The organism is Pseudonocardia aurantiaca, assembly GCF_039526725.1.
Classification (GTDB): domain Bacteria; phylum Actinomycetota; class Actinomycetes; order Mycobacteriales; family Pseudonocardiaceae; genus Pseudonocardia; species Pseudonocardia aurantiaca.
In genome coordinates this window covers 44,128-66,289 of the sequence record NZ_BAAAJG010000002.1, presented here as the reverse complement: position 1 = coordinate 66,289, position 22,162 = coordinate 44,128, and the positions used below count along the sequence as shown (strand labels likewise).

At 72.2% G+C, this 22,162-nt stretch carries 17 protein-coding genes; 13 read left to right on the top strand and 4 right to left on the bottom strand.

What is annotated here, in order from left to right:
• Nucleotides 1-31: 31 nt before the first annotated feature.
• Both ABD143_RS02190 and acs read right to left on the bottom strand, forming a co-directional pair.
• A complete protein-coding gene (locus ABD143_RS02190) occupies nt 32-1,417 on the bottom strand; it encodes an OFA family MFS transporter (protein ID WP_343970415.1) in 1,386 nt (461 codons plus the stop codon).
• A 475-nt stretch (nt 1,418-1,892) separates the two neighbouring features.
• The gene (gene acs / locus ABD143_RS02185; protein WP_343970412.1) at nt 1,893-3,878 is read right to left on the bottom strand and encodes an acetate--CoA ligase; all 1,986 of its coding nucleotides are present in this window, start codon (nt 3,876-3,878) and stop codon (nt 1,893-1,895) included.
• Between the two features lie 183 nt (nt 3,879-4,061).
• Here acs and ABD143_RS02180 point away from each other — a divergent pair, with 183 nt between their 5' ends.
• Entirely contained in the window at nt 4,062-4,805 is a 744-nt protein-coding gene (locus tag ABD143_RS02180) for an oxidoreductase (protein WP_343970409.1), read from the top strand.
• A 457-nt stretch (nt 4,806-5,262) separates the two neighbouring features.
• On the opposite strand, the gene ABD143_RS02175 is transcribed toward ABD143_RS02180, so the two are convergent.
• Nucleotides 5,263-6,108: an HAD family hydrolase gene (locus ABD143_RS02175; protein WP_343970406.1), complete on the bottom strand. Its 846-nt coding sequence runs from the start codon at nt 6,106-6,108 to the stop codon at nt 5,263-5,265.
• Between the two features lie 434 nt (nt 6,109-6,542).
• On the opposite strand from ABD143_RS02175, the gene ssd reads away from it, so the two are divergent.
• The 7 genes from ssd to ABD143_RS02140 are packed head-to-tail and all read left to right on the top strand — an operon-like array spanning nt 6,543 to nt 11,656.
• Nucleotides 6,543-7,664 carry a septum site-determining protein Ssd gene (gene ssd, locus ABD143_RS02170; protein ID WP_343970403.1) on the top strand — a complete coding sequence of 374 codons (1,122 nt, stop codon included), beginning with the start codon at nt 6,543-6,545 and terminating at the stop codon, nt 7,662-7,664.
• 32 nt (nt 7,665-7,696) lie between these two features.
• Nucleotides 7,697-8,914, top strand: a complete 1,218-nt coding sequence (locus ABD143_RS02165; protein ID WP_343970400.1) for a TadA family conjugal transfer-associated ATPase — start codon at nt 7,697-7,699, stop codon at nt 8,912-8,914.
• Nucleotides 8,915-8,954: 40 nt separating this feature from the next.
• The gene (locus ABD143_RS02160) at nt 8,955-9,746 is read left to right on the top strand and encodes a type II secretion system F family protein (RefSeq protein ID WP_343970397.1); all 792 of its coding nucleotides are present in this window, start codon (nt 8,955-8,957) and stop codon (nt 9,744-9,746) included.
• Nucleotides 9,743-10,477: a type II secretion system F family protein gene (locus tag ABD143_RS02155; RefSeq protein ID WP_343970394.1), complete on the top strand. Its 735-nt coding sequence runs from the start codon at nt 9,743-9,745 to the stop codon at nt 10,475-10,477. Before ABD143_RS02160 ends, ABD143_RS02155 begins: the two co-directional genes overlap by 4 nt.
• 59 nt (nt 10,478-10,536) lie before the next feature.
• Complete coding sequence (locus ABD143_RS02150) at nt 10,537-10,752, top strand: DUF4244 domain-containing protein (RefSeq protein WP_343970391.1); 216 nt, start codon at nt 10,537-10,539, stop codon at nt 10,750-10,752.
• On the top strand, nt 10,752-11,159 hold the full coding sequence (locus ABD143_RS02145) for a TadE family type IV pilus minor pilin (RefSeq protein ID WP_343970389.1): 408 nt from the start codon (nt 10,752-10,754) through the stop codon (nt 11,157-11,159). Before ABD143_RS02150 ends, ABD143_RS02145 begins: the two co-directional genes overlap by 1 nt.
• Entirely contained in the window at nt 11,156-11,656 is a 501-nt protein-coding gene (locus tag ABD143_RS02140) for an Rv3654c family TadE-like protein (RefSeq protein ID WP_343970387.1), read from the top strand. Before ABD143_RS02145 ends, ABD143_RS02140 begins: the two co-directional genes overlap by 4 nt.
• Before the next feature lie 191 nt (nt 11,657-11,847).
• Here the strand turns inward: ABD143_RS02140 and ABD143_RS02135 are convergent, their stop codons facing one another.
• Nucleotides 11,848-14,193 (bottom strand): DEAD/DEAH box helicase, encoded by a 2,346-nt coding sequence (locus ABD143_RS02135; protein ID WP_343970385.1) that lies wholly within the window; start codon nt 14,191-14,193, stop codon nt 11,848-11,850.
• Nucleotides 14,194-14,546: 353 nt separating this feature from the next.
• Here ABD143_RS02135 and ABD143_RS02130 point away from each other — a divergent pair, with 353 nt between their 5' ends.
• The 5 genes from ABD143_RS02130 (at nt 14,547) to topA (ending at nt 22,156) form a co-directional block, all read left to right on the top strand.
• Nucleotides 14,547-16,859 (top strand): sodium-translocating pyrophosphatase, encoded by a 2,313-nt coding sequence (locus tag ABD143_RS02130; RefSeq protein WP_343970383.1) that lies wholly within the window; start codon nt 14,547-14,549, stop codon nt 16,857-16,859.
• A gap of 142 nt (nt 16,860-17,001) precedes the next feature.
• A complete protein-coding gene (locus ABD143_RS02125) occupies nt 17,002-17,553 on the top strand; it encodes a hypothetical protein (protein ID WP_343970380.1) in 552 nt (183 codons plus the stop codon).
• A gap of 180 nt (nt 17,554-17,733) precedes the next feature.
• A complete protein-coding gene (locus tag ABD143_RS02120) occupies nt 17,734-18,351 on the top strand; it encodes a hypothetical protein (protein ID WP_343970377.1) in 618 nt (205 codons plus the stop codon).
• A gap of 93 nt (nt 18,352-18,444) precedes the next feature.
• Nucleotides 18,445-19,038 (top strand): hypothetical protein, encoded by a 594-nt coding sequence (locus tag ABD143_RS02115; protein WP_343970374.1) that lies wholly within the window; start codon nt 18,445-18,447, stop codon nt 19,036-19,038.
• A gap of 274 nt (nt 19,039-19,312) precedes the next feature.
• Complete coding sequence (gene topA, locus ABD143_RS02110) at nt 19,313-22,156, top strand: type I DNA topoisomerase (protein WP_379659782.1); 2,844 nt, start codon at nt 19,313-19,315, stop codon at nt 22,154-22,156.
• The last annotated feature ends 6 nt before the right edge of the window (nt 22,157-22,162 follow it).

The following is a 22,162-nucleotide window of genomic DNA, read 5'->3' as shown; positions in this document are numbered from 1 at the left end:
GGGCAGTTCGGCGTCCGGGGGGCGGACAAAATCAGGCCTGTCCGCCGGTCGCGGGCAGGGCAGTGCTGGTGCTGGTGCTGGTGTCGGCCACTGGTTGCCGCTCGCCGCGTCCGGGCTGCCGGAGGAACAGTGCGATGAACGCGGAGACGAAGGCGATGATCCCAGCGATCGTGTAGGCGCCGTTGTAGCCGTACGTCGTCACGACCCACGAGGCGGCGCCGAGCCCGAACAGCCCGCTGACGAGCTTCGAGCTGTAGACGAGCCCGTAGTTCGTCGCGTTGTAGTTCTCGCCGAAGTAATCGGGCGTGAGCGCGGCGAACATCGGGAAGAACGCACCGCCACCGAGACCGGCGAGGAACGCGAAGAAGATGAAGATGACCTCGTTCTTCGTGTCACCGCCCCAGAGCAGCCCGAACTGCGCGACACCCTCCACCACGAGCACCATGATCAGGCACTGCTTGCGTCCGACGATGTCCGACAACCAGCCGACGAACCCGCGCCCGACGCCGTTGACGATCGAGAGCACGCCTGCCGAGGAGGCCGCGATGAACGGGCCGAAGCCCGCGTCCTTGGCGAAGTCGACCATGTAGCCGATGCCGAAGAGCGACACGCCGCCGATGATCGCCAGCGAGAGCCACATGAGCGGCAACTGACCGGTCTTGATGGCTTCCATCGGGCCGTACTGCCGCACCGCGGGCGGGTTCTTGGCGAGGCTGCGAGCCGCTTTCGGCTGCGACGCCCACGCCAGCGGGTCGACCTCCGGGGGCCACCAGTTCTTGGGCGGGTCCTTGAACATCAGACCGGCGATGACGACGACCACCAGCATGTAGAGGCCGGTCAGGCTGAGGATGAGCGTGTAGTTGCTCTCGTCGAACATGTAGCTGAAGATGAACACGAACGGCACGGCGCCGTAGGCGAAGGCGCCGTTGACGAAGCCGGTCTTGCCGCCGCGCTTCTCCGGGAACCATTTCCCAACCATGTTGATACAGGTCGCGTAGACCAGCCCGGCGCCGGCCCCGCCGACGACCGAGTACATGATGAAGTTCAGGACCAGGTTTCCGGTGACGCCGATCGTCACGAACGCGGCGCACACCATCACCGCGCCGGTCAGCATCGCCGCCCGCGCCGACACGATGCCCTTCTCCCGGAGCCGTCCGGCCGGGAACGCGACGCCGGCCTGGAACACCGTCCAGATGCCGACGAGCCAGAACGCCTGGCTGAGCGTCCACCCGTGGACGTCCTCCAGGGTGGACTCCGCAGCGCCGTAGCCGTACTCGAAGGTGCTGACGCCGAACATCGCCAGCCACGGCATCCACAGCATCCACTTGCGTGACCGGCCCAGGATCTCCTCGGCCGGTATCCCGACGCGATATACGCGTCCGTTCGAATCGACTATCTCACGGTCCGTGCTGGTCACGAACGTCTCCTTTGACGAGAGCAGGAGGGCACTGCATCGCACTAGGCGAGCATTTCGGCGCACCTAGTACCGGCCCGTCCTGGGGGAAAGACGGGCATGGTGAATCGGCAGCCGGCCTGTTCCGGCCGCCGCTCACGGTGAGGCATACGGGCTGGTCAGGCCCGAGTGCTGATCACTTCCCTGTCGTGGTCACGTGGAACTGTGATGCTCCATACTGCATACCGTATGGCTCATATGTGTACTCGCCAAATGCGGCGCTGTCCAGGCGTTACCCCATCATATCCGTGCTTCATGCCAATTCTTTACTTGCCCAGAACTGAATATTGCGCGCCATTTACCCAGCATCCGTGGTCCATTACTAATGGTTGGGTTGTGCATTGACCACGCACAGGGGAGGCAGCACCACCGGCTTCCGCGCACGCCGAACGGCCCCCCGGCGGGTACCACCGGGGGGCCGTTGTGGGGCGCTCCTGGCTCAGTCCTCCGTCTTGCTGCCGTCCTGCAGCCCCGCGGAGATGAGGTCCATGACCGTGGAGTCGGCCAGCGTCGTGACGTCGCCGACCTCGCGGTTCTCCGCGACGTCCCGCAGCAGTCTGCGCATGATCTTGCCCGAGCGCGTCTTCGGCAGCTCGTCGACGACCATGATCTGGCGCGGCTTCGCGATCGGGCCGATCTCCTTGGACACGTGGTCACGCAGCGCCTTGATCGCGTCGGCGCCCTTCGCCTCGTCCTGGGCGACGTTGCCGCGCAGGATCACGAACGCGACGATGCCCTGCCCGGTGGTGGGGTCCGATGCCCCCACGACGGCGGCCTCGGCGACCGTCGGGTGGCTCACGAGCGCCGACTCCACCTCGGTGGTGGAGATGCGGTGGCCCGACACGTTCATCACGTCGTCGACGCGGCCCAGCAGCCAGATCGCGCCCTCGTCGTCGTACTTCGCGCCGTCGCCCGCGAAGTAGTAGCCCTGCTCGGCGAACCGCGACCAGTACGTCTCGCGGTAGCGCTCCTCGTCGCCCCAGATGCCGCGCAACATCGCCGGCCACGGCTTGTCGAGGACGAGGTACCCGCCCCCGCCCGGCCCGACCGGCTGCGCCTCCTCCGTGACGACCTCCGCGCTGATGCCGGGCAGCGCGCGCATCGCGGAGCCGGGCTTCGTCGCGGTGACGCCGGGCAGCGGCGAGATCATGATCGCGCCGGTCTCGGTCTGCCACCAGGTGTCGACGATCGGGCAGTTGTCGCGGCCGATGTTCTGCCGGTACCACATCCAGGCCTCGGGGTTGATCGGCTCGCCGACGCTGCCGAGCACACGCAGCGACGAGAGGTCGTACTTCTCCGGTATCTCCTTGCCCCACTTCATGAACGTGCGGATCAGCGTGGGCGCGGTGTAGTAGATGGAGACGCCGTACTTCTGGATGATCTCCCAGTGCCTGCCCTCGTGCGGGGTGTTGGGCGTGCCCTCGTACATCACCTGCGTCGCCCGGTTGGCCAGCGGGCCGTAGACGATGTAGCTGTGGCCGGTGACCCAGCCGATGTCGGCGGTGCACCAGAACACGCTCTCGCCGGGCTTGTGGTCGAACACCGCGTTGTGGGTGTACGCCACCTGTGTGAGGTAGCCGCCCGACGTGTGCAGGATGCCCTTCGGCTTCCCCGTGGTGCCCGAGGTGTAGAGGATGAAGAGCGGCTGCTCGGCGTCGAACGCCTCCGGCCTGTGCTGGTCGGACTGGCGGTCGACGAGATCGTGCCACCAGAGGTCGCGGCCCTCGGTCCACGGCACGTCGGTCTCGGTGCGCTTCACCACGAGCACGTGCTCGATCGTCGGGGTGTCCCGCACCGCCTCGTCGGTGTTCTCCTTCATCGGAGCGGGCTTGCCGCGGCGGTACTGGCCGTCGGAGGTGATCAGCAGCTTCGCCTCCGCGTCCTCGATCCGCGCCTTGAGCGCACCCGGGGAGAACCCGCCGAACACCACGCTGTGCATCGCGCCTAGGCGCGCACAGGCGAGCATCGAGAACACGGCCTCGGGGATCATCGGCAGCTGGATCGCCACTCGGTCCCCTGCCCCGACGCCGAGCCCGGCCAGTGCGTTTGCGGTCTTGGAGACCTCACGCTGGAGGTCGGCGTAGGTGATGGTGCGAGTGTCGCCCGGCTCGCCCTCCCAGTGGATGGCGACCTGATCCCCGTGGCCTGCCTCGACGTGCCGGTCGACGCAGTTGTAGGCCACGTTCAGTTTGCCGCCGACGAACCACTTCGCGAACGGGGCGTCCCACTCGAGCACCCGGTTCCACTTCTGGTCCCAGCTCAGGCGCTCGGCCTGTTCGGCCCAGAAGGCCTCGCGGTCGGCGTCGGCCCGCTCGTACCAGTCCGCGGTGGCGTTCGCCTGCTCGGCGAACTCGTCGCTCGGGGGGAAGCTCCGGCTCTCCGTCGACAGGTTGCTCAAAGTGGCGTGGGTCGATTCCTCGGCCATCAGTGCCCTCCTGGTCCCTGGGCGTTGCGCCGGGCCACGACACCCGGCTCCGCATGCGTCGATGCACGACGCTAGTAGCCCCGCGAGCTCTCCGCACCGTTGGTCGCCGCGGACCTCGTCCGATGGTCCGCCTGCGGCCACCCGGGCCGCCGAGCGGGGCGTGAACGGTGGCAGCATGCCGGGGTGCCCGCTGCGACCGACCCGCTCGCCCCCTTGATCGAACTGCCCGGCGTCGCAGAGGCGGTCGCCGGGGCCAGGGACGCGCTGGTGGGGGTGCACAACCATCCGGTGAACCGCAGAGGCTGGCCTGCGAGTGCGGCCGAGGCGGGACTGCGTGCTGCCAGGGCGTCGGCGGCTCTCGACGGCGCGGCGATCACCGGTGGCGACACGGTCGACAGCCCGGTGCTCGCAGGCGCGGTGCGGGCCGCGGAGGAGTCCGGACGCCTGCTGGCGGTGTGGCGAACCTCGCCGCTGCAGGCGCTGGCCCGCCTGCACGTCGTCGCGGCGGCCGATCTCGTGCCGACGGAGCGGCAGGAGGACGAGCTCGGGAGACCGCGAGCCGGTGACGGCGTGGCGAGCCGCCTCAACCTGCTCGCCGACCTCGCGACGGGTGGGACGGCCGTGCCCGCCCCTGTACTCGTCGCCATTGTCCACGGGGAGTTGCTCGCGCTCGCGCCGTTCCCCACCGCGAACGGCGTCGTGGCTCGCGCGGCGGCGCGCCTCGCGGCAGTCGCCGCGGGCCTCGACCCGAAGGGCCTCGCCGTGCCGGAGGTGGGGCACCTGCGGCACGCGGCCGAGTACCGGAGCACGGCCACCGCGTTCGCCGGCGGGACGGCCGAGGGCGTGCGAGCGTGGGTGTTGCATTGCTGTGCGCAGTGGACGGCCGGGGCGAAAGAGGGCCTCTCGATCGCGGACGCCCGCACCTGACTGAACAGCACGCCCGGATACGCAGCTTCGGGAAACGCGACCCGGACGCACAAGCCCGGACGCACAAGACGGGCGGCACCCCGTCAAGGAGCACCGCCCGCCTCCGCGATTAGTCCGAGATCCAGCGTGCACTACGTGTCGTGTTGTGGCCTCGGCGTCCGGCGTCCCGGTACGCAGGCCCACGACGACATGCCTCCCGCGGCGTGCTGCGCGTGGAGCGCCCGGCCTTCTCGCACGGAGCCCAAGTCGGGGTGGACGGGTGCTTCTCTACCGCACCGCCCCTGGCCGGCCAGGAGTCCGTGGCCACCTTTGTAGTCGGTGACTGGGAGCACAGCAAGGGTCCCGTCGCGGTGCACCGGTTCAGGCACGGAGGGTGGCGATCAGAGCGAGCTCGAACACCCTCTGGAACCCCATCGGCCTCGCTCGCCCCTTGCCGAGCTGAGTGCGTTCTCCCTGGTCAGGAGCGGATGATGACGCGGCGGACCACGAACCAGGCGGCCAGCGCGGCAGCCGTCCCGACGCCGAGGGCCGCGACCGTCGCGCGCGGCGGCGGCGGCCGGAACCGGATGCGGAGCGCGACCGGGTCGCCGAAGATCAGGATCGGCCAGCCCCGCTGCTCGGCCTCCCGGCGCAGGGCCCGATCCGGGTTGACGGCGGTGGGATGCCCGACCGCCTCGAGCAGGGGGAGGTCGGTGATCGAGTCGGAGTAGGCGCGGCAGTCGGCGAGGCGGTAGCCCTGCTCAGCCGCGATCTTGCGCGCGGCCCGCGCCTTCTCCTCGCCGTAGCAGTAGTAGTCGATCACGCCGGTGTAGCGGCCGTCGGCAACACCCATCCGGGTCGCCAGGCAGCGGTCGGCGCCCACCAGCGCCGCGATCGGCTCCACGACCTCCAGCCCGGACGCGGAGAGCACCACCACCTCGTCACCGTTCGCCCGATGCTCCGCGATCAGCTCGGTCGCCTCGGCGTAGACGAGCGGCTCCACGATGTCGTGCAGCGTCTCGGCGACGATCGCCCGGATCTGCGCGACCTCCCAGCCGGTGCACAGCGCGGTGAGGCGGCGACGCAGCAGCTCCATCGTGTCGGCGTCCGCCCCCGCCAGCACGAGCAACAGCTGCGCGTACGCGCTGCGCAACACGGCGCGCCTGTTGATCAGGCCCTGGCGGCGGAACGGACGGCTGAAAGCGAGCGCGCTCGACCCCGCGATGATCGTCTTGTCCAGGTCGAAGAACGCGGCGGTCCCTGAGCGGGAGGGTGGCGGGGACGGTGACGTGGACGACGAGAGCGTGGGGAGCGCACCGGGCACCGGTCGAGCTTGCCAGAAGCCGTCTCGAGAGGGCCTCCCACACCGCGCAGATGGTCCATCCAGAGGCGCGCGTCGCAGCTCCGCAAGGGCTACAGTTGAAGTGTCCGGCGTGTCCGGACACCGGTTCAGCTCGACCCCCCGGAGCTGAACCACACGACGGCCCTCGCCAATCCCCCCTGGCGGGGGCCGTCCCATGTGCGAGGTCGGCACGCGACGCGGCGGCAGGCGACGCAGCGGTCGGGGAGACGGCGGGATATCCCCGCACAGTCTGCCGGACAGGTCCGACCGAAATCCGCTGCCCAGAGACCCGTCCCCGCCAGTTGTCCACATCAACCACAGGTTGTCCACAGCTCCACTACTCGTCCCTCCAGCCGCCCCTCCACCCCCCACGCTGGTCCTACCGCTCACCCGAGCGGAACCACGAGGGGGCGGCTGTGCAGAGGAACGACACGGCGCAACACACCAGCGCGGAGCGCCGCGGGCTGATGATGGTGTCCGATCCCGAACTGCTCGACGCCATCCTGCGGCTGGCGGCCGCAGCCGGGTGCGAGCTCCACCGGGCCGCCGACACAGGCCAGGCCAGGGCGCTTTGGCCACACGCCCCGCTCGTGCTCCTGGATGCCGACGCCGCTCACCACTGTGGCCGCGCGGGCCTCGCCCGCCGCGGGGAGGTGATCGTGGCGGTGCGGGGCGAGCCCTCTCCGGCCGTGTGGCGCGACGCGGTCGCGGTGGGGGCCGATCACGTGGTCTCGCTGCCCGAGGCTGAGTCCTGGCTGGTGGGTGCGCTCACCGACGCCGCGGAGGGCGTCCGCACGGGCGGGGCCGTGCTCGCCGTGGTCGGGGGCCGGGGCGGAGCAGGGGCGTCAGTGTTCGCAGCGGCCGTCGCCGTCACCGCGGCGCGGGAGGGCGAGCGGGTGCTGCTCGTCGACTGCGACCCGCTCGGCGGCGGTCTCGACCTCGTGCTCGGCGCCGAGGATCTCGGCGGCCTCCGATGGCCGGGCGTCGACGTCGGCGGTGGCCGGGTGCCCGCCGCGGCGCTGCATGCCGCCCTGCCTGCACCCACGGTCTCCCGCGGCGGGGCCGGAGCGCTGGCGGTGCTGTCCTGCGACCGTTCCGCGCACGGCCCCACGCCCGCTTCCGTGCGGTCCGTTGTCGAGGCAGGCCGCCGCGGCGGCGAGATCGTGGTATGCGACTTGCCTCGCTACCCCACCGACGCCGCCGTCGCGGCGCTCGCGGCCACCGACCTCGTCACGCTCGTCGTGCCGGCCGATGTGCGGTCCTGCGCGTCGGGATCCCGAGTGGCGGCGGTTCTTGCCGAGCACGGCGGAAACGTCCGGCTCGTCGTCCGCGGGCCGGCCCCGGGCGGTATCGGGGCCGACGAGATCGCCGGCGCCCTCGGCCTGCCGCTGCTCGTCCAGATGCGGCCAGAACCCGGGCTGGCGAGCGCGTTGGAGCGCGGATCCGGCCCGGTGCGCACCCGCGGCCCGCTGGCGCGCGCCGCGCAGATCGTGCTTGCCGAGCTGAGGGGCAGCGCCACAGCGGGGGCACGGTCGTGAACACCGCAGGCCAGGCGACAGGGCAGGCAGCAATGCAGGCAGGAGGGCAGGCAGCAGGGCAGGCAGCAGGGCAGGCGCGGCGCACCCCCGCCGCAGGCGCCGCGCTGGTCGACCGGGTGCGGTCCCGGCTCGCGGCGGAGGGCGGGGAGATCACCCAGGCCGCGGTAGCCGCGGCCGTGCGGGCCGAGGCCGGCGGAGTGGCGTCCGACCTCGATGTCCTCGCCGCCCTCCGGGTGCTGCGCCAGGAGTTCGTCGGCGCGGGGCCGCTCGACCAGTTGCTGCGCGATCCGCGCACCACCGACGTGCTCGTGTGCGGTCCCGGCGCCGTGTGGGTCGACCGGGGCGCGGGCCTCGAACCCACCGGAATCCGATTCCCCGACGACGCCGCGGTCCGCAGGCTGGCCCAGCGGCTGGCGGTCGCTGCGGGCAGGCGGCTCGACGACGCCAGCCCGTACGTCGACGGCTGGGTCGCCGACGCCGGGGTCCGGCTCCACGCCGTGCTGCCGCCGGTCGCCGCCGACGGCACGTGCCTCTCGCTGCGCGTCCTCCGCTCGGCGGCGCACGACCTCCCGGCGCTGCGCGGGCTCGGCACTGTCGACGCGGCGGGAGAGGCGCTGCTGCGAGCCGTACTCGCGGCCCGCCTCGCGTTCCTCGTGTCCGGTGGCACCGGCACGGGCAAGACCACGATCCTCGCGGCGCTCCTCAGCGCCGTCGACCCACGCGAGCGGATTGTCTGCGTCGAGGACGCCGAGGAGCTCCGCCCGCGCCACCCCCACGTCGTCCGGCTGGTCTCCCGCCCGGCCAACATCGAAGGGGCGGGGGGCGTCGCACTCCGCGACCTCGTGCGCCAGGCCCTGCGGATGCGACCCGATCGGCTGGTGGTGGGCGAGGTCCGCGGCGCAGAGGTGTGCGATCTCCTCGCGGCGCTCAACACCGGCCACGACGGCGGGGCCGGCACGGTGCACGCCAACTCCGCCCGCGAGGTGCCGGCCCGGATGGAGGCGCTCGCCGCGGCGGGGGGCCTGCCCCGCGACGCCCTCCACAGCCAGCTCGCCGCAGCCGTCCAGGTGGTCCTCCACATGCGGAAGGCCCCGTCGGGCTCTCGCATCCTCCACACCGTCGGCGTGCTCGGCCGAGCTGCGGGCGAGGTGACGGTCCGGCCGGTGTGGACCGCCGAGCGCGGCTGGTCGTCCGAACGCGCGGCGCTCGCGGAGCTGCTCGCCGAACGAGGAGTGCGAGCGCCGTGGTGAGCAACCCGGGCCGGCACGGGTGGGCAGCGTCTTGAACGCGATGACCGTTCTCGCCCTAGCAGCGGCGGCGCTCTTCGCGCCCGCCCCTGCCGCTGCCGCCCGACTCGGTGCCCTCTGGCCCGCGCCTGCGGCCCGGCCCCGTTGGCATGCCGTCGCCGCGGGCCCAGCCCTCCTCGGCGGCCTGACCGGGCTGCTGCTCGCCGGGCCCGGCGGCGCCTTCGCCGGAGCGCTGGTCGTGGTCGTCCTGCGCCGCCACCGCGCCCACCGCCGAACGAACGGTGAGGCTGCCGTCGCGGCCCAGCAACTCGCGGCGGCGATCTCCCGGATCACGGAGGAGCTGCGGTCGGGCAGCAGCCCGGCGGCGGCGCTGGCCGGGGTGAGCGCCGACGGCCCCCGGGCCCAGGCGGTGCTGGCTCCCGCGGCCGCAGCGGCTCGGCTGGGTGACGGGGTGGCGTCCGCACTCCGGCGCGCTGCGGCTGCCACGCCGGAAACGGCTGCCGATGTCGAACGCATCGCCAGGGCTTGGTCGCTCGCCGAACGCCATGGCATCCCCCTCGCCGAGCTGCTCGAGCAGACCCAGGAGGACATCCGATGGCGGGTGCGGTTCGGCGCGGGCGTCCGTGCCCAGCTCGCCGGACCACGAGCCACCGCGACCGTGCTCACCGCGCTGCCGCTGCTCGGGATCGGGCTCGGGCAGCTCGTCGGCGCCGATCCGGTCGGGGTGCTGCGCGGCGGGGTCCTCGGCCAGGTGCTGCTGGTCGCGGGGGTCGTGCTCGCGGCCGCCGGGCACGCCTGGTCCGAGCGGATCCTGCGGTCGGCGGTGCCGAAATGAGGCCGGCCGACCTGGTCGCCCCGGCTCTTCTGCTCGCCGCCGCACTCCTGGCGGCGGGCGGCCGCTACGGGCCGCAACGGCTGCGCGCCCTCCACCACCCACCGCCCACCGTCGAGCACCAGGCACCGACGTTGCGTACCTCCTGGGTGGTCGTCGGTGCAGGCGCCGCCGCTGCTTTCGGCTGGGTCGCCGCCGGACCGGTCGCGGCCCTCGTCCTGGCAGGAGCTGCGGCGGCCGCCGGGGTCGCCGCGATGCGGCGCGCCGCTGCGAGCACGGACCCGGCCGTCGATCCGCCGACCGATCTCGCGGCCGCCTGGGAGCTGCTCGCGGTGTGCCTGGAAGCGGGCCTGCCCGTCGCGCTGGCGGTCACCGCGGCCGCGGAGTCGCTCCGCGGAGCCGTGGGCGTCCGCCTGCGCCGGGTCTCGGGCCTGCTGGAGCTCGGAGCCGACCCCACCGCCGCCTGGCGTACCGCCGAGGACCTCCCGGCGCTCTCCGCGTTCGCCAGATCCGCGGGCAGGTCGGCCGCCACCGGCTCGGCGCTCGCCACGGCGGCCCGCGCCGAGGCCTCCCGAATCCGCGCCGAACTCACGGAAGCCGCTCAGGCAAGTGCCCAACGCGCAGGTGTGCTGATCACCGGCCCGCTCGGGCTGTGTTTCCTGCCGTCGTTCCTGGTGCTCGGCATCGCCCCGGTTGTCGCCGGGCTCGCAGGAGAGGCGCTGGCCCAGTGGTGACCACCCGAACCCGTCGAGATGTCCCACGGCGGACCCCATGAGAAGAACGAGGAGAACCTATGTCCCGACCCACCAACCCGACCACGATCCCGGCGCACCTGCGGCGGCTTCGGCTGCTCCGCGACGACGACGCCGGAATGAGCACGGTCGAATACGCAATCGGCACAATTGCGGCGGCCGCCTTCGCTGCCCTCCTGTACACGGTCGTCACCGGCGACTCGATCCTCACCGCGCTCACCGGGCTCGTGGAGCGCGCCTTGTCGGTGACCTTCTGATGCCCGGGAGGGTGCCGGCGCAGCTACGGCAACCGGTGCTCCGGCACCCTCCCACCCGCACCGAGGGCACCGACCGGGACCGCGGCTCCGTCACGGTCGAGGCGGCGCTCGCACTGTGCAGCCTCGTCGCGTTTCTGGCGCTCGCGGTCGGTTCGATCGCGGCCGCGGGCGCCTCGGTCCGCTGCATCGACGCCGCACGCGAGCTCGCCAGACTCGCGGCCCGCGGCGAACCCGAGCGCGGCCACGCGCTCGCAGCCCAGCTCGCGCCGCCCGGGGCGCGCGTCTCGGTCACGCACGAGGGCGAACTCGTGGTCGCCGAGGTCTCGGCCGCCGCGCTGCACCCGCTCCCGCTGCAAATCCGAGGCCGCGCAGTCGCCGCCCTCGAACCGGGGCCGGTCGCGCCGTGAGCGCGCAGGGGGATGCCGACGACGGGGCGGCCACCGTCTGGGCGGTTGCGGGGATGGCGGTCGTCATGGGCGCGCTGGTGATCGCCATGCACCTCGCCGCGGCCATCACCGCACGCCACCAGGCCGAGGCCGCGGCCGACCTCGCCGCGCTCGCCGCCGCCGCGCTCGCCGTGCAGGGCACCGACGCAGCCTGCGCCCGAGCCGGCGAGATCGCGGCTGCGATGGGCGGAACCATCGCATCCTGCGGACTCTCCGGCTGGGATGCGCTGGTGGAGGTGCGGGTTACGGTGCCGCTGGCGCTGCCCGGCACCGGGCCTGCGCGCGGCCGGGCCCGCGCCGGTCCCGTTCCGGAGCCGGAGGCCTCCGGGCCCCTCCCGGTTCCGGCACTCGCCCCCGGTTCGGCGACGCTTCGGCGCACCGCCGCCACGTTCGTCGTGGCTGCCGGACCGATCGGCGACAGCCCCTGGCAACTGCACGGCGCGGACGCGCCTACTTGACCGAGTTCCCGTCAGTCTCCCCCGGCAGAACGGCGACCCACCTCTCCATATCGCCGCCGCTCCCCACACCGCGGTGGATCCGGCGCGTCTACCCCTGACGCCCACCCCGGAACCGGTTCCACCGTGCCCCGGCCGTCGTCGGCCGGCCCGCCCCCCCAACGTGGCCGGCCGGCGACGGTCCCCAGCTCGGCCTACGGGTCCGAACGTGCGAGCGGCGGGCGCGCGAGGGCGGCCAGCACCACGTCGAGCACAGCCACCGCGCCGGTCTTGTCCAGCGGCGCGTTGCCGTTGCCGCATTTGGGCGACTGCACACACGACGGGCAGCCGGTACGGCACTCGCAGTCCCGGATTGCGGCCCTCGTGGCGGCGAGCCAGGCAGCCAGCACGGCGTGGCCGCGTTCGGCGAACCCGGCACCCCCGGGGTGGCCGTCGTGCACGAACACCGTGGGCCGCCCGGTGTGCGGGTGCAGGACCGTCGACATCCCACCGATGTCCCACCGGTCGCAGATGGCGAAGAGCGGGAGCAAGCCGATCGCCGCGTGCTCCGCGGCATGCAACGCGCCCGGCACCCGGGGGTGCGGCACCCCGGCGGCCTCCAGCACGCCCACGTCCACGTCGTACCAGACGCCGCGGGTGCGGAGCACCTGCTCGGGCATGTCGAGGGGCACGGTGGCGAGCACCGTGCCGTCCGGAGCACGCCGCTGGTACTCCACCACCTGCGACGTCACCGTCACCTCGCCGAACGAGACGCGCACGCCGCCGTGGTCGCGGTGCTCGAGCACCCGCGCCACCTCCACGTCCGCGGTGGAGCGGGCGTCGGTGCGCCAGTCGGGGTCGGCGGGCCGCACCACGGCGACACCCGCTTCGAGGTCCAGCTCCTCCACCAGGTAGCTCTCGCCCCGGTGCAGGTAGACCGCGCCGGGGTGGGCCGTGGCGGGAGCCGAAGACCCGTCCACCGTGCCGAGCATCCGCCCGGTCTCGCCCTCAACCACCGCCACCTGCCCGAGGCCCGAACCCCTGATGTCCACCGACCCGGCCGGTCGCTCCCGCGTGGACGGCCAGTACCACCCGGTGGGCCTGCGTCGCAGCACGCCGTCGGCCACGAGCTCGTCCAGTACCGCCGCGGCAGGGGCGCCACCGAACACACCCGACACGTCCTCCTCGGTGAGCGGCAGCTCAGCCGCGGCGCAGACGAGCTGGGGCGCCAGCACGTACGGGTTGGCCGGGTCCAGCACACAGCCCTCCACAGGCGCGCCCAGCAGCGCGTCGGGGTGGTGCACGAGGTAGGTGTCCATCGGGTCGTCCCTCGCGACGAGCACCACGAGGGCCTCGTCCCTGGCCCGCCCGGCGCGCCCGGACTGCTGCCAGAACGAAGCACGGGTGCCCGGGAACCCGGCCACCACCACGGCGTCGAGCCCGGCGATGTCCACACCGAGCTCCAGCGCGTTGGTCGTGGCGACCCCGAGCAGCTCGCCGTTCACGAGTGCGGCCTCCAGAGCGCGCCGCTCCTCCGGCAGGTAACCGCCGCGGTACGCCGCCACCCGCCGCACGAGATCGGGGTCGACGTCCACGAGCATCCGCTGCGCCGTCAGTGCGGTCACCTCGGCTTCGCGCCGGGATCGCACGAATGCGAGAGTCCGCGCCCCCTCCACCACGAGGTCGGCGAGCATCCGGGCGGCCTCGGCACCGGCGGCACGGCGGACGGGCGCTCCGTTCTCGCCCGCCAGCTCCGGTAGCAGCGGCGGCTCCCACATCGCGACGGTGCGCCCGGCGCCCGGCGAGCCGTCGTCGGTGACGGCCACGACATCGCGCCCGGTGAGGCGGCACGCGAACGCAGCGGGCTCGGCCACGGTGGCCGAGGCCAGCACGACGGTGGGGTGCGAGCCGTAACGCGCACAGATCCGCAGCAGCCTGCGCAGCAGGAGCGCCACGTGCGAGCCGAACACCCCACGGTAGGTGTGGCACTCGTCCACGACCACGAAGCGGAGCTTCCGCAGGAACGCCGCCCACTGGCTGTGCCGCGGCAGCACCGACCGGTGCAGCATGTCCGGGTTGCTGAACACCCAGCGGCTGTGGCTGCGCGCCCAGTCCCGCGCGTCCATCGGAGTGTCGCCGTCGAATGGGGCCTGGCGCACGTCGGGGAGGCCGAGCGCGTCGAGCGCACGCAGCTGGTCGGCGGCCAGCGCTTTCGTCGGGGAGAGGTAGAGCGCGGTCGCCCTGCGCTCCGCCGCCAGTGCGGCGAGCACTGGCAGCTGGTAGGCCAGCGACTTGCCCGACGCTGTGCCGGTGGCCACCACCACGTCCTGGCCGGCCATCGCCAGCTCGGCGGCCTCGGCCTGGTGGCTCCACGGCCGCTCCACCCCCTGCTCGCCCAGGGCCGCCCGCAACTCGGGCGGCACCCACGAGGGCCACCCGACGGGCCGGCCCGCGCGGGGTGGGAGGCGCACGGAGTGGCGCAGCGGCCCCTCGACGCCTGGGTCGGCGCCGGAGCCCGCCAGCACGCGCTGGAGCAGGTGCTCACCACGGCCTGAAGGCACGGCAGCCTCCGCCACGGCACGCTCGCTCCAGCCACTCACGGTCACCGAGGTTGGCACACCGGACCGACGGTGGGGGCACTGCCCGCAGCAGAATTACGGAGAGCCGCTGGCGGTTGATCCGGGGCAAGATCCTCTACCAGCCCCAGGCAACGCACGTTCGTCCAGCGCTCGCAGGGTTCGTGGCCGTATCGTTATGACCCTGCACACGTGGCCCTCGCTGCCGTGAGGTCGGGGTCACACACTTACAATGCACGCGCTTGTATGACGCCCACCAGCGGCAACGGGCAATCACGAGACGCCAGGGTTGCCGTCTGAGTTCCCTGGCCCGGTATTTCGCTGAACCAGGAGGACGAATGTCCGTGCCCACCACCCTTGCGCAGGGCCTCGAGCTCGGCGGAGGTGACTACATCCTCGTAGGTGTGGTCGCGGTGGTCGCGCTCGCTGCCCTGGCCATCGGCTTTGTCCTGCTCCGGGAGGTGCTCGCCGCCGGCGAGGGCACCTCCAAGATGCAGGAAATCGGCCGAGCGGTCCAGGAAGGCGCCGCGGCGTACCTTAACCGGCAGTTCCGCACACTTGGCATCTTCGTTGTCATCGTGTTCGTGCTGCTATTCGCGCTCCCCGCGGAGAACCTCAACGAACGGATCGGGCGGTCGATCTTCTTCATCCTCGGCGCGGTGTTCTCGGCGTCGATCGGCTACCTCGGGATGTGGCTCGCCACGCGGGCGAACATCCGGGTCGCCGCGGCCGCGCGCGAGCCGGGCGGCAGGGAGAAGGCCACCCGCATCGCGTTCCGCACCGGCGGAGCGGTCGGCATGTTCACGGTCGGCCTCGGCCTGTTCGGCGCCGCGCTGGTCGTGATGACCTACGCCGGTCACGCTCCCCGCGTGCTCGAGGGCTTCGGCTTCGGCGCCGCGCTGCTCGCGATGTTCATGCGGGTTGGCGGCGGCATCTTCACCAAGGCGGCCGACGTGGGCGCCGACCTGGTCGGCAAGGTCGAGCAGGGCATCCCCGAGGACGACCCGCGCAACGCCGCCACCATCGCCGACAACGTGGGCGACAACGTCGGCGACTGCGCCGGCATGGCGGCGGACCTGTTCGAGTCCTACGCCGTCACGCTGGTGGCAGCGCTGATCCTCGGCACTGCGGCGTTCGGCCTGCAGGGCCTGCTGTTCCCGCTGATCGTGCCGGCCATCGGCGTGCTCACCGCGGTCGTGGGTGTCTACATCACCCGCACCCGCGAGGGCGAGAGCAGCCTGACCACGATCAACCGCAGCTTCTACATCTCCGCGGTCATCTCTGCGGTGCTGTGCGTCATCGCCGCATACATCTACCTGCCGGGCAGCTTCGGCGACCTGGTGAACCCGACCGACCGCACGGTCGTCGCGGCCATGGCAGGTGCGGACCCGCGGCTCATCGCCTCGGTTGCCGTGATCATCGGCATCGTGCTCGCCGGGATCATCCTGTGGCTCACCGGCTACTTCACCGGCACCGAGTACAAGCCGGTCAAGACCGTCGGCGAGTCCTCCCGCACCGGCGCGGCCACGGTCATCCTCTCCGGCATCTCGATCGGCTTCGAGTCGGCCGTGTACACCGCCCTCGTGATCAGCGCAGCGGTGTTCGGCGCGTTCGCACTCGCCACCGGCTCGATCACCGTGGCGCTCTTCGCCGTGGCGCTGGCCGGCACCGGCCTGCTCACCACGGTGGGCGTCATCGTCGCGATGGACACCTTCGGCCCGGTCTCCGACAACGCCCAGGGCATCGCCGAGATGTCCGGCGACGTCGAGGGCGACGGAGTCGCCATCCTCACCGAGCTCGATGCGGTGGGCAACACGACCAAGGCCATCACGAAGGGCATTGCGATCGCGACGGCCGTGCTCGCCGCCACCGCGCTGTTCGGCTCCTACCGCGACGCGATCACTCAGGCACTCGGGAGCGCAGGAGTCGCACTGCAGGACGCGGGCACCGCGTTCGCCTTCGAGGTGTTCTCGCCCAACACCTTGGTCGGCGTGATCATCGGCGCCGCCGTGGTGTTCATGTTCTCCGGCCTCGCCATCAACGCCGTGACGCGCGCGGCGGGCGCGATCGTGTTCGAGGTGCGCCGCCAGTTCCGCGAGAACCCCGGGATCATGGAGGGCACGGTCCGGCCGGAGTACGGCCGCGTCGTGGACATCTGCACCCGAGACTCACTGCGCGAGCTGGCCACGCCGGGCCTGCTCGCGATCTTCGCCCCGATCGCCGTCGGCTTCGGCCTCGGCGTCGGCCCGCTCGCGGGGTACCTCGCGGGCGCCATCGCGTCGGGCACGCTCATGGCGATCTTCCTCGCCAACTCCGGTGGGGCCTGGGACAACGGCAAGAAGCTGGTCGAGGACGGCCACCACGGCGGCAAGGGCTCGGAGGCCCACGCGGCAACGGTCATCGGCGACACGGTCGGCGACCCGTTCAAGGACACCGCAGGCCCGGCCATCAACCCCCTGATCAAGGTGATGAACCTGGTCTCGGTGCTGATCGCTCCGGCCGTCGTCACGTTCTCCGTGGGCGCCTCGGCCTCAACGCCGCTGCGCATCGCGATCGCGCTCGTCGCGGTCGTCATCATCGTCGCGGCGGTCGTCGTGTCCAAGCGGCGCTCGACGTCGATCGACACGCCGGCGGAGAGCTCCGTCAGCTGACGCGGTAACCGCTGACACACAGAACACTTCGGAGGCCGCGCACCCGTACGGGTGAGCGGCCTCCGTCGTTGAACCGGTCAACAGAGCGGTCCGCTGATCGCGACGCGCGCCGCGCGTCCCAGCGCACCGCGGCGGAGGACCCATGAGGACTCGCACGTACGGCTGCACCATCCTTTCGGCGCTCGCGCTGCTCGTCGCTGGCTGCGGCGGCGGTAGCGGCGCGGATGCGGAGGCCGTCGCGTGGACCGACGACGTCTGCGGTGCGCTGAGCGGTTTCACGCTCGCCGCGGCGCGGCAGCCCCGGATCGACCGCACCAACCCCGCCGCCGCAGTGCAGGGCGTGAGCGACTACCTCGCCTCCACCTCCGACGGCCTCCAGCAGTCGATCACCGCGCTCGACGCTGTCGGGCACTCACCGGTGGACGGCGGCGACGAGTACGTGGCCCGGTTGGGGGACACTCTCGCCCGCATCCGTACCAGCTTCGAGGCCGCAAGGACCCAGCTCGCGAGCGTCGACACCACGAGCCCTGAGGTCTTGGCGACCGCTCTGCCTGCCGCAACGGCACCTCTGCAGGAGCTACGCACCATGCCGAGCCCGACGGAAGGTCTCGGGGCGAACGAGGCGCTCAGGACGGCGAGCGAGCAGGCAGTCAACTGCCAGCAGCTCCGCTCGGTGAGCTCACCAGCGGGGTGACGTCCGAACGTTGTGCCCGCTGCCATGGTCGAGTTGACCGCGAGACTCCGGCCGGCCCCGTACTCGGGCGACACGAGCGCGGGCATAACGCTAGGCCTGGCGTACCAAGGGGGCTCCGCCGATCGGTTCACCGGGCCGGGCACACTGGTGGCCGTCCTGCCCCCGAGCTGGAGCTGGAGCATGACCCCTCCATCCCGCGCCACCCCGAGCGCCCTCGTCCCGATCGCTCTCGTGCTCGCCGTGTTGGCCGGGCTCGCCGGGTGCACCAGCAGCGTGGGCGGGAATCCCACCGCCGACCCCGCGCCCGCGCCGACAGAGGGCCCGGGGAGCGACCCCGTGGTGTGGGTCGACCGGGTCTGCGGAGCAGTACTGAGCTTCGCGGTGCCCGCGACGGCGGCGCCGGACTTCAGCGGGTCGAAGGACCTGCCGGCGGTCCAGCGGACGGTCAGCGACTACCTGGGCAGCGTCGTCGCGGGCGTCCAGGAGGGCCGGGCGCAGCTCGACGCCGTCGGGCAGTCGCCGGTGCAGGGCGGCGACGAGGCGATCGGGCGGACCGAGAGCGCGATGCAGTTCCTCGAACAGGACTTCAGCGGCGCGAAGACGACGATGGACACCGCCAACCCCGGTGACAGGCAATCCTTCATGGCGGTGCTCACCCAGGTCGAGACCACGTTGGCCGCGATCGCGCCGCCGGACCTGCTGCGCGATCTCAGCACCACTCCGAGGCTCCAGCGCGCGGCCGAGCGGGCGACGCAGTGCCAGCAGCTGTCGAGCCTCGCCGCCGTCGTGCCCCAGTAGCGGTCCCGGCAGCAGCCCGGCAGCAGCCCGGCAGCGACCGATCTTCGGCGAGTCCCTCGCGCTCGATCGAACGCGTGTTCTACTGTGCGCAGCGTGTCACAGCTCTCCATCTTCTCCGCCGAGGCGCGTCCCCCGCAGGTGGCCGATCTGGCGGGGCTGCTGTGCGGGCCGGGACAGATCGTGCGGTTCGGCGCCGGCGATCAGGCGCGGCTGTCGATCGTGCTGCCCGACCCGGCCAGGGCGCCCGCCGTCACGGCGGCCTGCGCGGCCACCGGCATCCCCGTCACCGCCGTCCGTACCGAGAGCGGCGCCACCGCGCTGCGCACGGCGTTCCGCTGCGACCTGGTCGAGCTCGCAAGGGAATGGACCCGAGGCGCGACGAAAACGGTCCCGGCGGAATGGCAGCTGGACGGTCCGGCGTTGAGGATGTGGGCGCTGGCTGCGGGCAGGCCCGACGAGCGGGGCGGTTACGTTCTGACGCTGGATCAGCATGCACCCGAGACCCACCTCCCGCTGGTGGCGGCGTGCACCCGAGCGGGCATCCCGCCGGCCCGGGTGGGCGGAGAACCTGCCCTGCGGATCAGCGGAACCCGCCGCGTCCAGCGGCTTGTCGAGCTCGTCGGCCCGGTCCCGCCCCGGGCGGCCACGGCGGACTGGCCGCGATACTGGGGTCGTCACGCTTCTTGACGGGCTCGTTAGGCTCGCGCCGCGCAACTCGGCCGAGCGCAGTCGCTCGCCGGTCTACCTGGCCGGAGTGTGACGAGCACAACACAAGGGGTGGGCGTGCGAAGTTGGGGAACCGGTAGGTGCCCGGTTCGCGGGCGACGCATACTCGATGTTTCTGGGTCAATGTTTCTGGGTCACCCGCGCAGCCGGCGCGGCGGGCCTGCCGGACGGCCCGTGTCCCGGCGCCGACAATGGCGCAGCGCCGACACGGCCGTAGACGATGGAGTAGGACCACGTGACAACCGGAACGACGAGCTCGAAGCCCGCTACCGCAAACGGAGCAGGCCGCCGGAAGGCGGGTGGCAGCCGGGGTACCGGCACGCCCACCGCCACCGCGAACGGGCATCCGACGCGCCGGCTGGTGATCGTCGAATCCGGCACGAAGGCCAAGAAGATCCAGCAGTACCTCGGCAAGGACTACATCGTGGAGGCGTCGGTCGGGCACATCCGTGACCTGCCGCGCGGCGCGGCGGACGTGCCCGCCAAGTACAAGGGCGAGTCCTGGGCCCGCCTCGGGGTGGACGTCGACAACCAGTTCACCCCGCTCTACATCATCACGCCCGAGAAGAAGGGCAAGGTCGCCGAGCTCAAGGACGCCCTGAAGTCCGTCGACGAGGTCCTGCTCGCCACCGACCCCGACCGCGAGGGCGAGGCCATCGCCTGGCACCTGCTCGACACGCTCAAGCCCAAGGTGCCGGTGCGCCGGATGGTGTTCCACGAGATCAGCGAACCCGCCATCCGGGCCGCCGTCGAGAACCTCCGCGACGTCGACCACGACCTCGTCGACGCCCAGGAGACCCGCCGCATCCTCGACCGCCTCTACGGCTACGAGGTCTCCCCCGTGCTGTGGAAGAAGGTCATGCCGCGGCTGTCGGCGGGCCGCGTGCAGTCGGTGGCCACCCGCATCATCGTGCAGCGCGAGCGGGAGCGGATGGCGTTCGTCCAGGCCTCGTACTGGGACATCGCCGCCCAACTCGACGCAGGCGCCGACGCGAGCCCGCGCCAGTTCCCGGCCCGCCTCGTGACCGTCGACGGCACCCGCGTGGCTACGGGCCGCGACTTCGGACCGGACGGGCAGCTCAAGGGCAAGAACGTCCGCGCCCTCGTCGAGGCCGACGCCCGCCGTCTCGCGGAGGCGCTCGCCGGCCGCGACATGGCTGTGGAGTCCGTCGAGTCCAAGCCCTACACGCGTAAGCCGTACCCGCCGTTCATGACGTCCACGCTGCAGCAGGAGGCCGGCCGCAAGCTGCGCTTCTCCGCCGACCGCACCATGCGCAGCGCGCAGCGGCTCTACGAGAACGGCTACATCACCTACCTGCGCACCGACTCCACCACGCTGTCCGACGCAGCGATCCAGGCCGCCCGTGCGCAGGCCCGCGAGCTGTACGGCGACGCGTACGTCTCACCGCAGCCGCGGCAGTACACACGCAAGGTCAAGAACGCGCAGGAGGCCCACGAGGCGATCCGGCCCGCCGGTGAGAGGTTCCGGACTCCCGGCGAGATCGCCCGCGAGGTGGACGGCGACGACTTCCGCCTCTACGAGCTGATCTGGCAGCGCACGGTCGCCTCCCAGATGGCCGACGCCCGCGGCACCACGGTCAGCATCCGGATCAACGGCAGCGCGGCCACCGGCGAGGACGTCGTGTTCGCCGCGTCCGGCCGCACGATCACGTTCCCCGGCTTTCTCAAGGCCTACGTCGAGACGCTGGACGACCAGTTGGGCGGCGTGGCCGACGATGCCGAGTCGCGGCTCCCGGAGCTGACGAAGGGCCAGGCGCTCACGGCGGCGGAGCTGACCCCGGAGGGCCACACCACCAACCCGCCGGCCCGCTACACCGAGCCGAGCCTGGTCAAGGCGCTGGAGGAGCTGGGCATCGGCCGCCCGTCCACCTACGCGTCAATCATCAAGACGATCCAGGACCGCGGCTACGTGTGGAAGAAGGGGCAGGCGCTCGTCCCGTCCTGGATCGCGTTCGCCGTGGTGGGGCTGCTGGAACACCACTTCGGCCGGCTCGTCGACTACGACTTCACCGCGGCGATGGAGGACGAGCTCGACTCGATCGCCCAGGGCAACCAGCAGCGCACCGCGTGGCTGTCGGGGTTCTACTTCGGCGCCGACGAGGGCCGGGAAGGCTCCGTGGCGCGCGCAGGCGGGCTGAAGAAGCTCGTGGGCGTCAACCTCGAGGAGATCGACGCCCGCGAGATCAACTCGGTCCCGGTGTTCGACGACGTCGTCGTGCGGGTCGGCCGGTACGGGCCGTACCTGGAGCGCGTGCGCGACGGGGAGTCCCAGCGGGCGAACCTGCCCGACGACTTCCCGCCCGACGAGCTCACGCCCGAGGTCGCCGAGCAGCTGTTCGCCGTGCCGCAGGAGGGCCGCTCGCTGGGCGTCGACCCGGTCACGGGCCACGAGATCGTGGCGAAGGAGGGTCGCTACGGGCCCTACGTCACCGAGCTTCTCCCCGAGCCCGAGGCGCCCGCCGAGCCGGCTGCCGCCAGCAATGGAAGCGGTGCGAAGAAGAAGACCTCCGCCAAGGCCGCCGCGAAGCCGAAGCCGCGCACCGGCTCGCTGTTCAAGAACATGACCACGGAGACAGTCACCCTCGAGGACGCGCTGCGGCTCCTGTCGCTGCCCCGGCTGGTCGGCGTCGACCCGGAGAGCGGCGAGGAGATCACCGCCCAGAACGGCCGCTACGGCCCTTACCTGAAGAAGGGCACCGATTCGCGGTCCCTGGCCGACGAGGAGCAGCTCTTCGCCGTCACGCTCGACGAGGCGGTGGAGATCTACAAGCAGCCCAAGCAGCGCGGGCGCCGCACAGCAGCTGCCACCCCGTCCCTGCGGGAGCTGGGCAAGGACGCGGCCACCGGCAAGCCGATGGTGATCAAGGACGGGCGGTTCGGCCCGTACGTCACCGACGGCGAGACGAACGCGTCGCTGCGAAAGGGCGACTCGGTCGAGCAGATCACCGACGAGCGGGCCAGCGAGCTGCTCGCCGAGCGCCGCGCCCGCGGCGGCACCACGAAGCGGGCCCCGGCCAAGAAGCCGGCGGCGCGCAAGAAGAAGGCCCCGACGGGCTGACCGGCC

What these genes read in the sequence shown, in the direction of transcription:
- ABD143_RS02130 (WP_343970383.1), top strand. Translation starts at nt 14,547, where the DNA reads ATGTCCGTGCCCACCACCCTTGCGCAGGGCCTCGAGCTCGGCGGAGGT.
- ABD143_RS02155 (WP_343970394.1), top strand. Translation starts at nt 9,743, where the DNA reads ATGAGGCCGGCCGACCTGGTCGCCCCGGCTCTTCTGCTCGCCGCCGCA.
- ABD143_RS02165 (WP_343970400.1), top strand. Translation starts at nt 7,697, where the DNA reads ATGCAGGCAGGAGGGCAGGCAGCAGGGCAGGCAGCAGGGCAGGCGCGG.
- acs (WP_343970412.1), bottom strand. Translation starts at nt 3,878, where the DNA reads ATGGCCGAGGAATCGACCCACGCCACTTTGAGCAACCTGTCGACGGAG.
- ABD143_RS02145 (WP_343970389.1), top strand. Translation starts at nt 10,752, where the DNA reads ATGCCCGGGAGGGTGCCGGCGCAGCTACGGCAACCGGTGCTCCGGCAC.
- ABD143_RS02120 (WP_343970377.1), top strand. Translation starts at nt 17,734, where the DNA reads ATGACCCCTCCATCCCGCGCCACCCCGAGCGCCCTCGTCCCGATCGCT.
- ABD143_RS02125 (WP_343970380.1), top strand. Translation starts at nt 17,002, where the DNA reads ATGAGGACTCGCACGTACGGCTGCACCATCCTTTCGGCGCTCGCGCTG.
- ABD143_RS02160 (WP_343970397.1), top strand. Translation starts at nt 8,955, where the DNA reads ATGACCGTTCTCGCCCTAGCAGCGGCGGCGCTCTTCGCGCCCGCCCCT.
- ABD143_RS02150 (WP_343970391.1), top strand. Translation starts at nt 10,537, where the DNA reads ATGTCCCGACCCACCAACCCGACCACGATCCCGGCGCACCTGCGGCGG.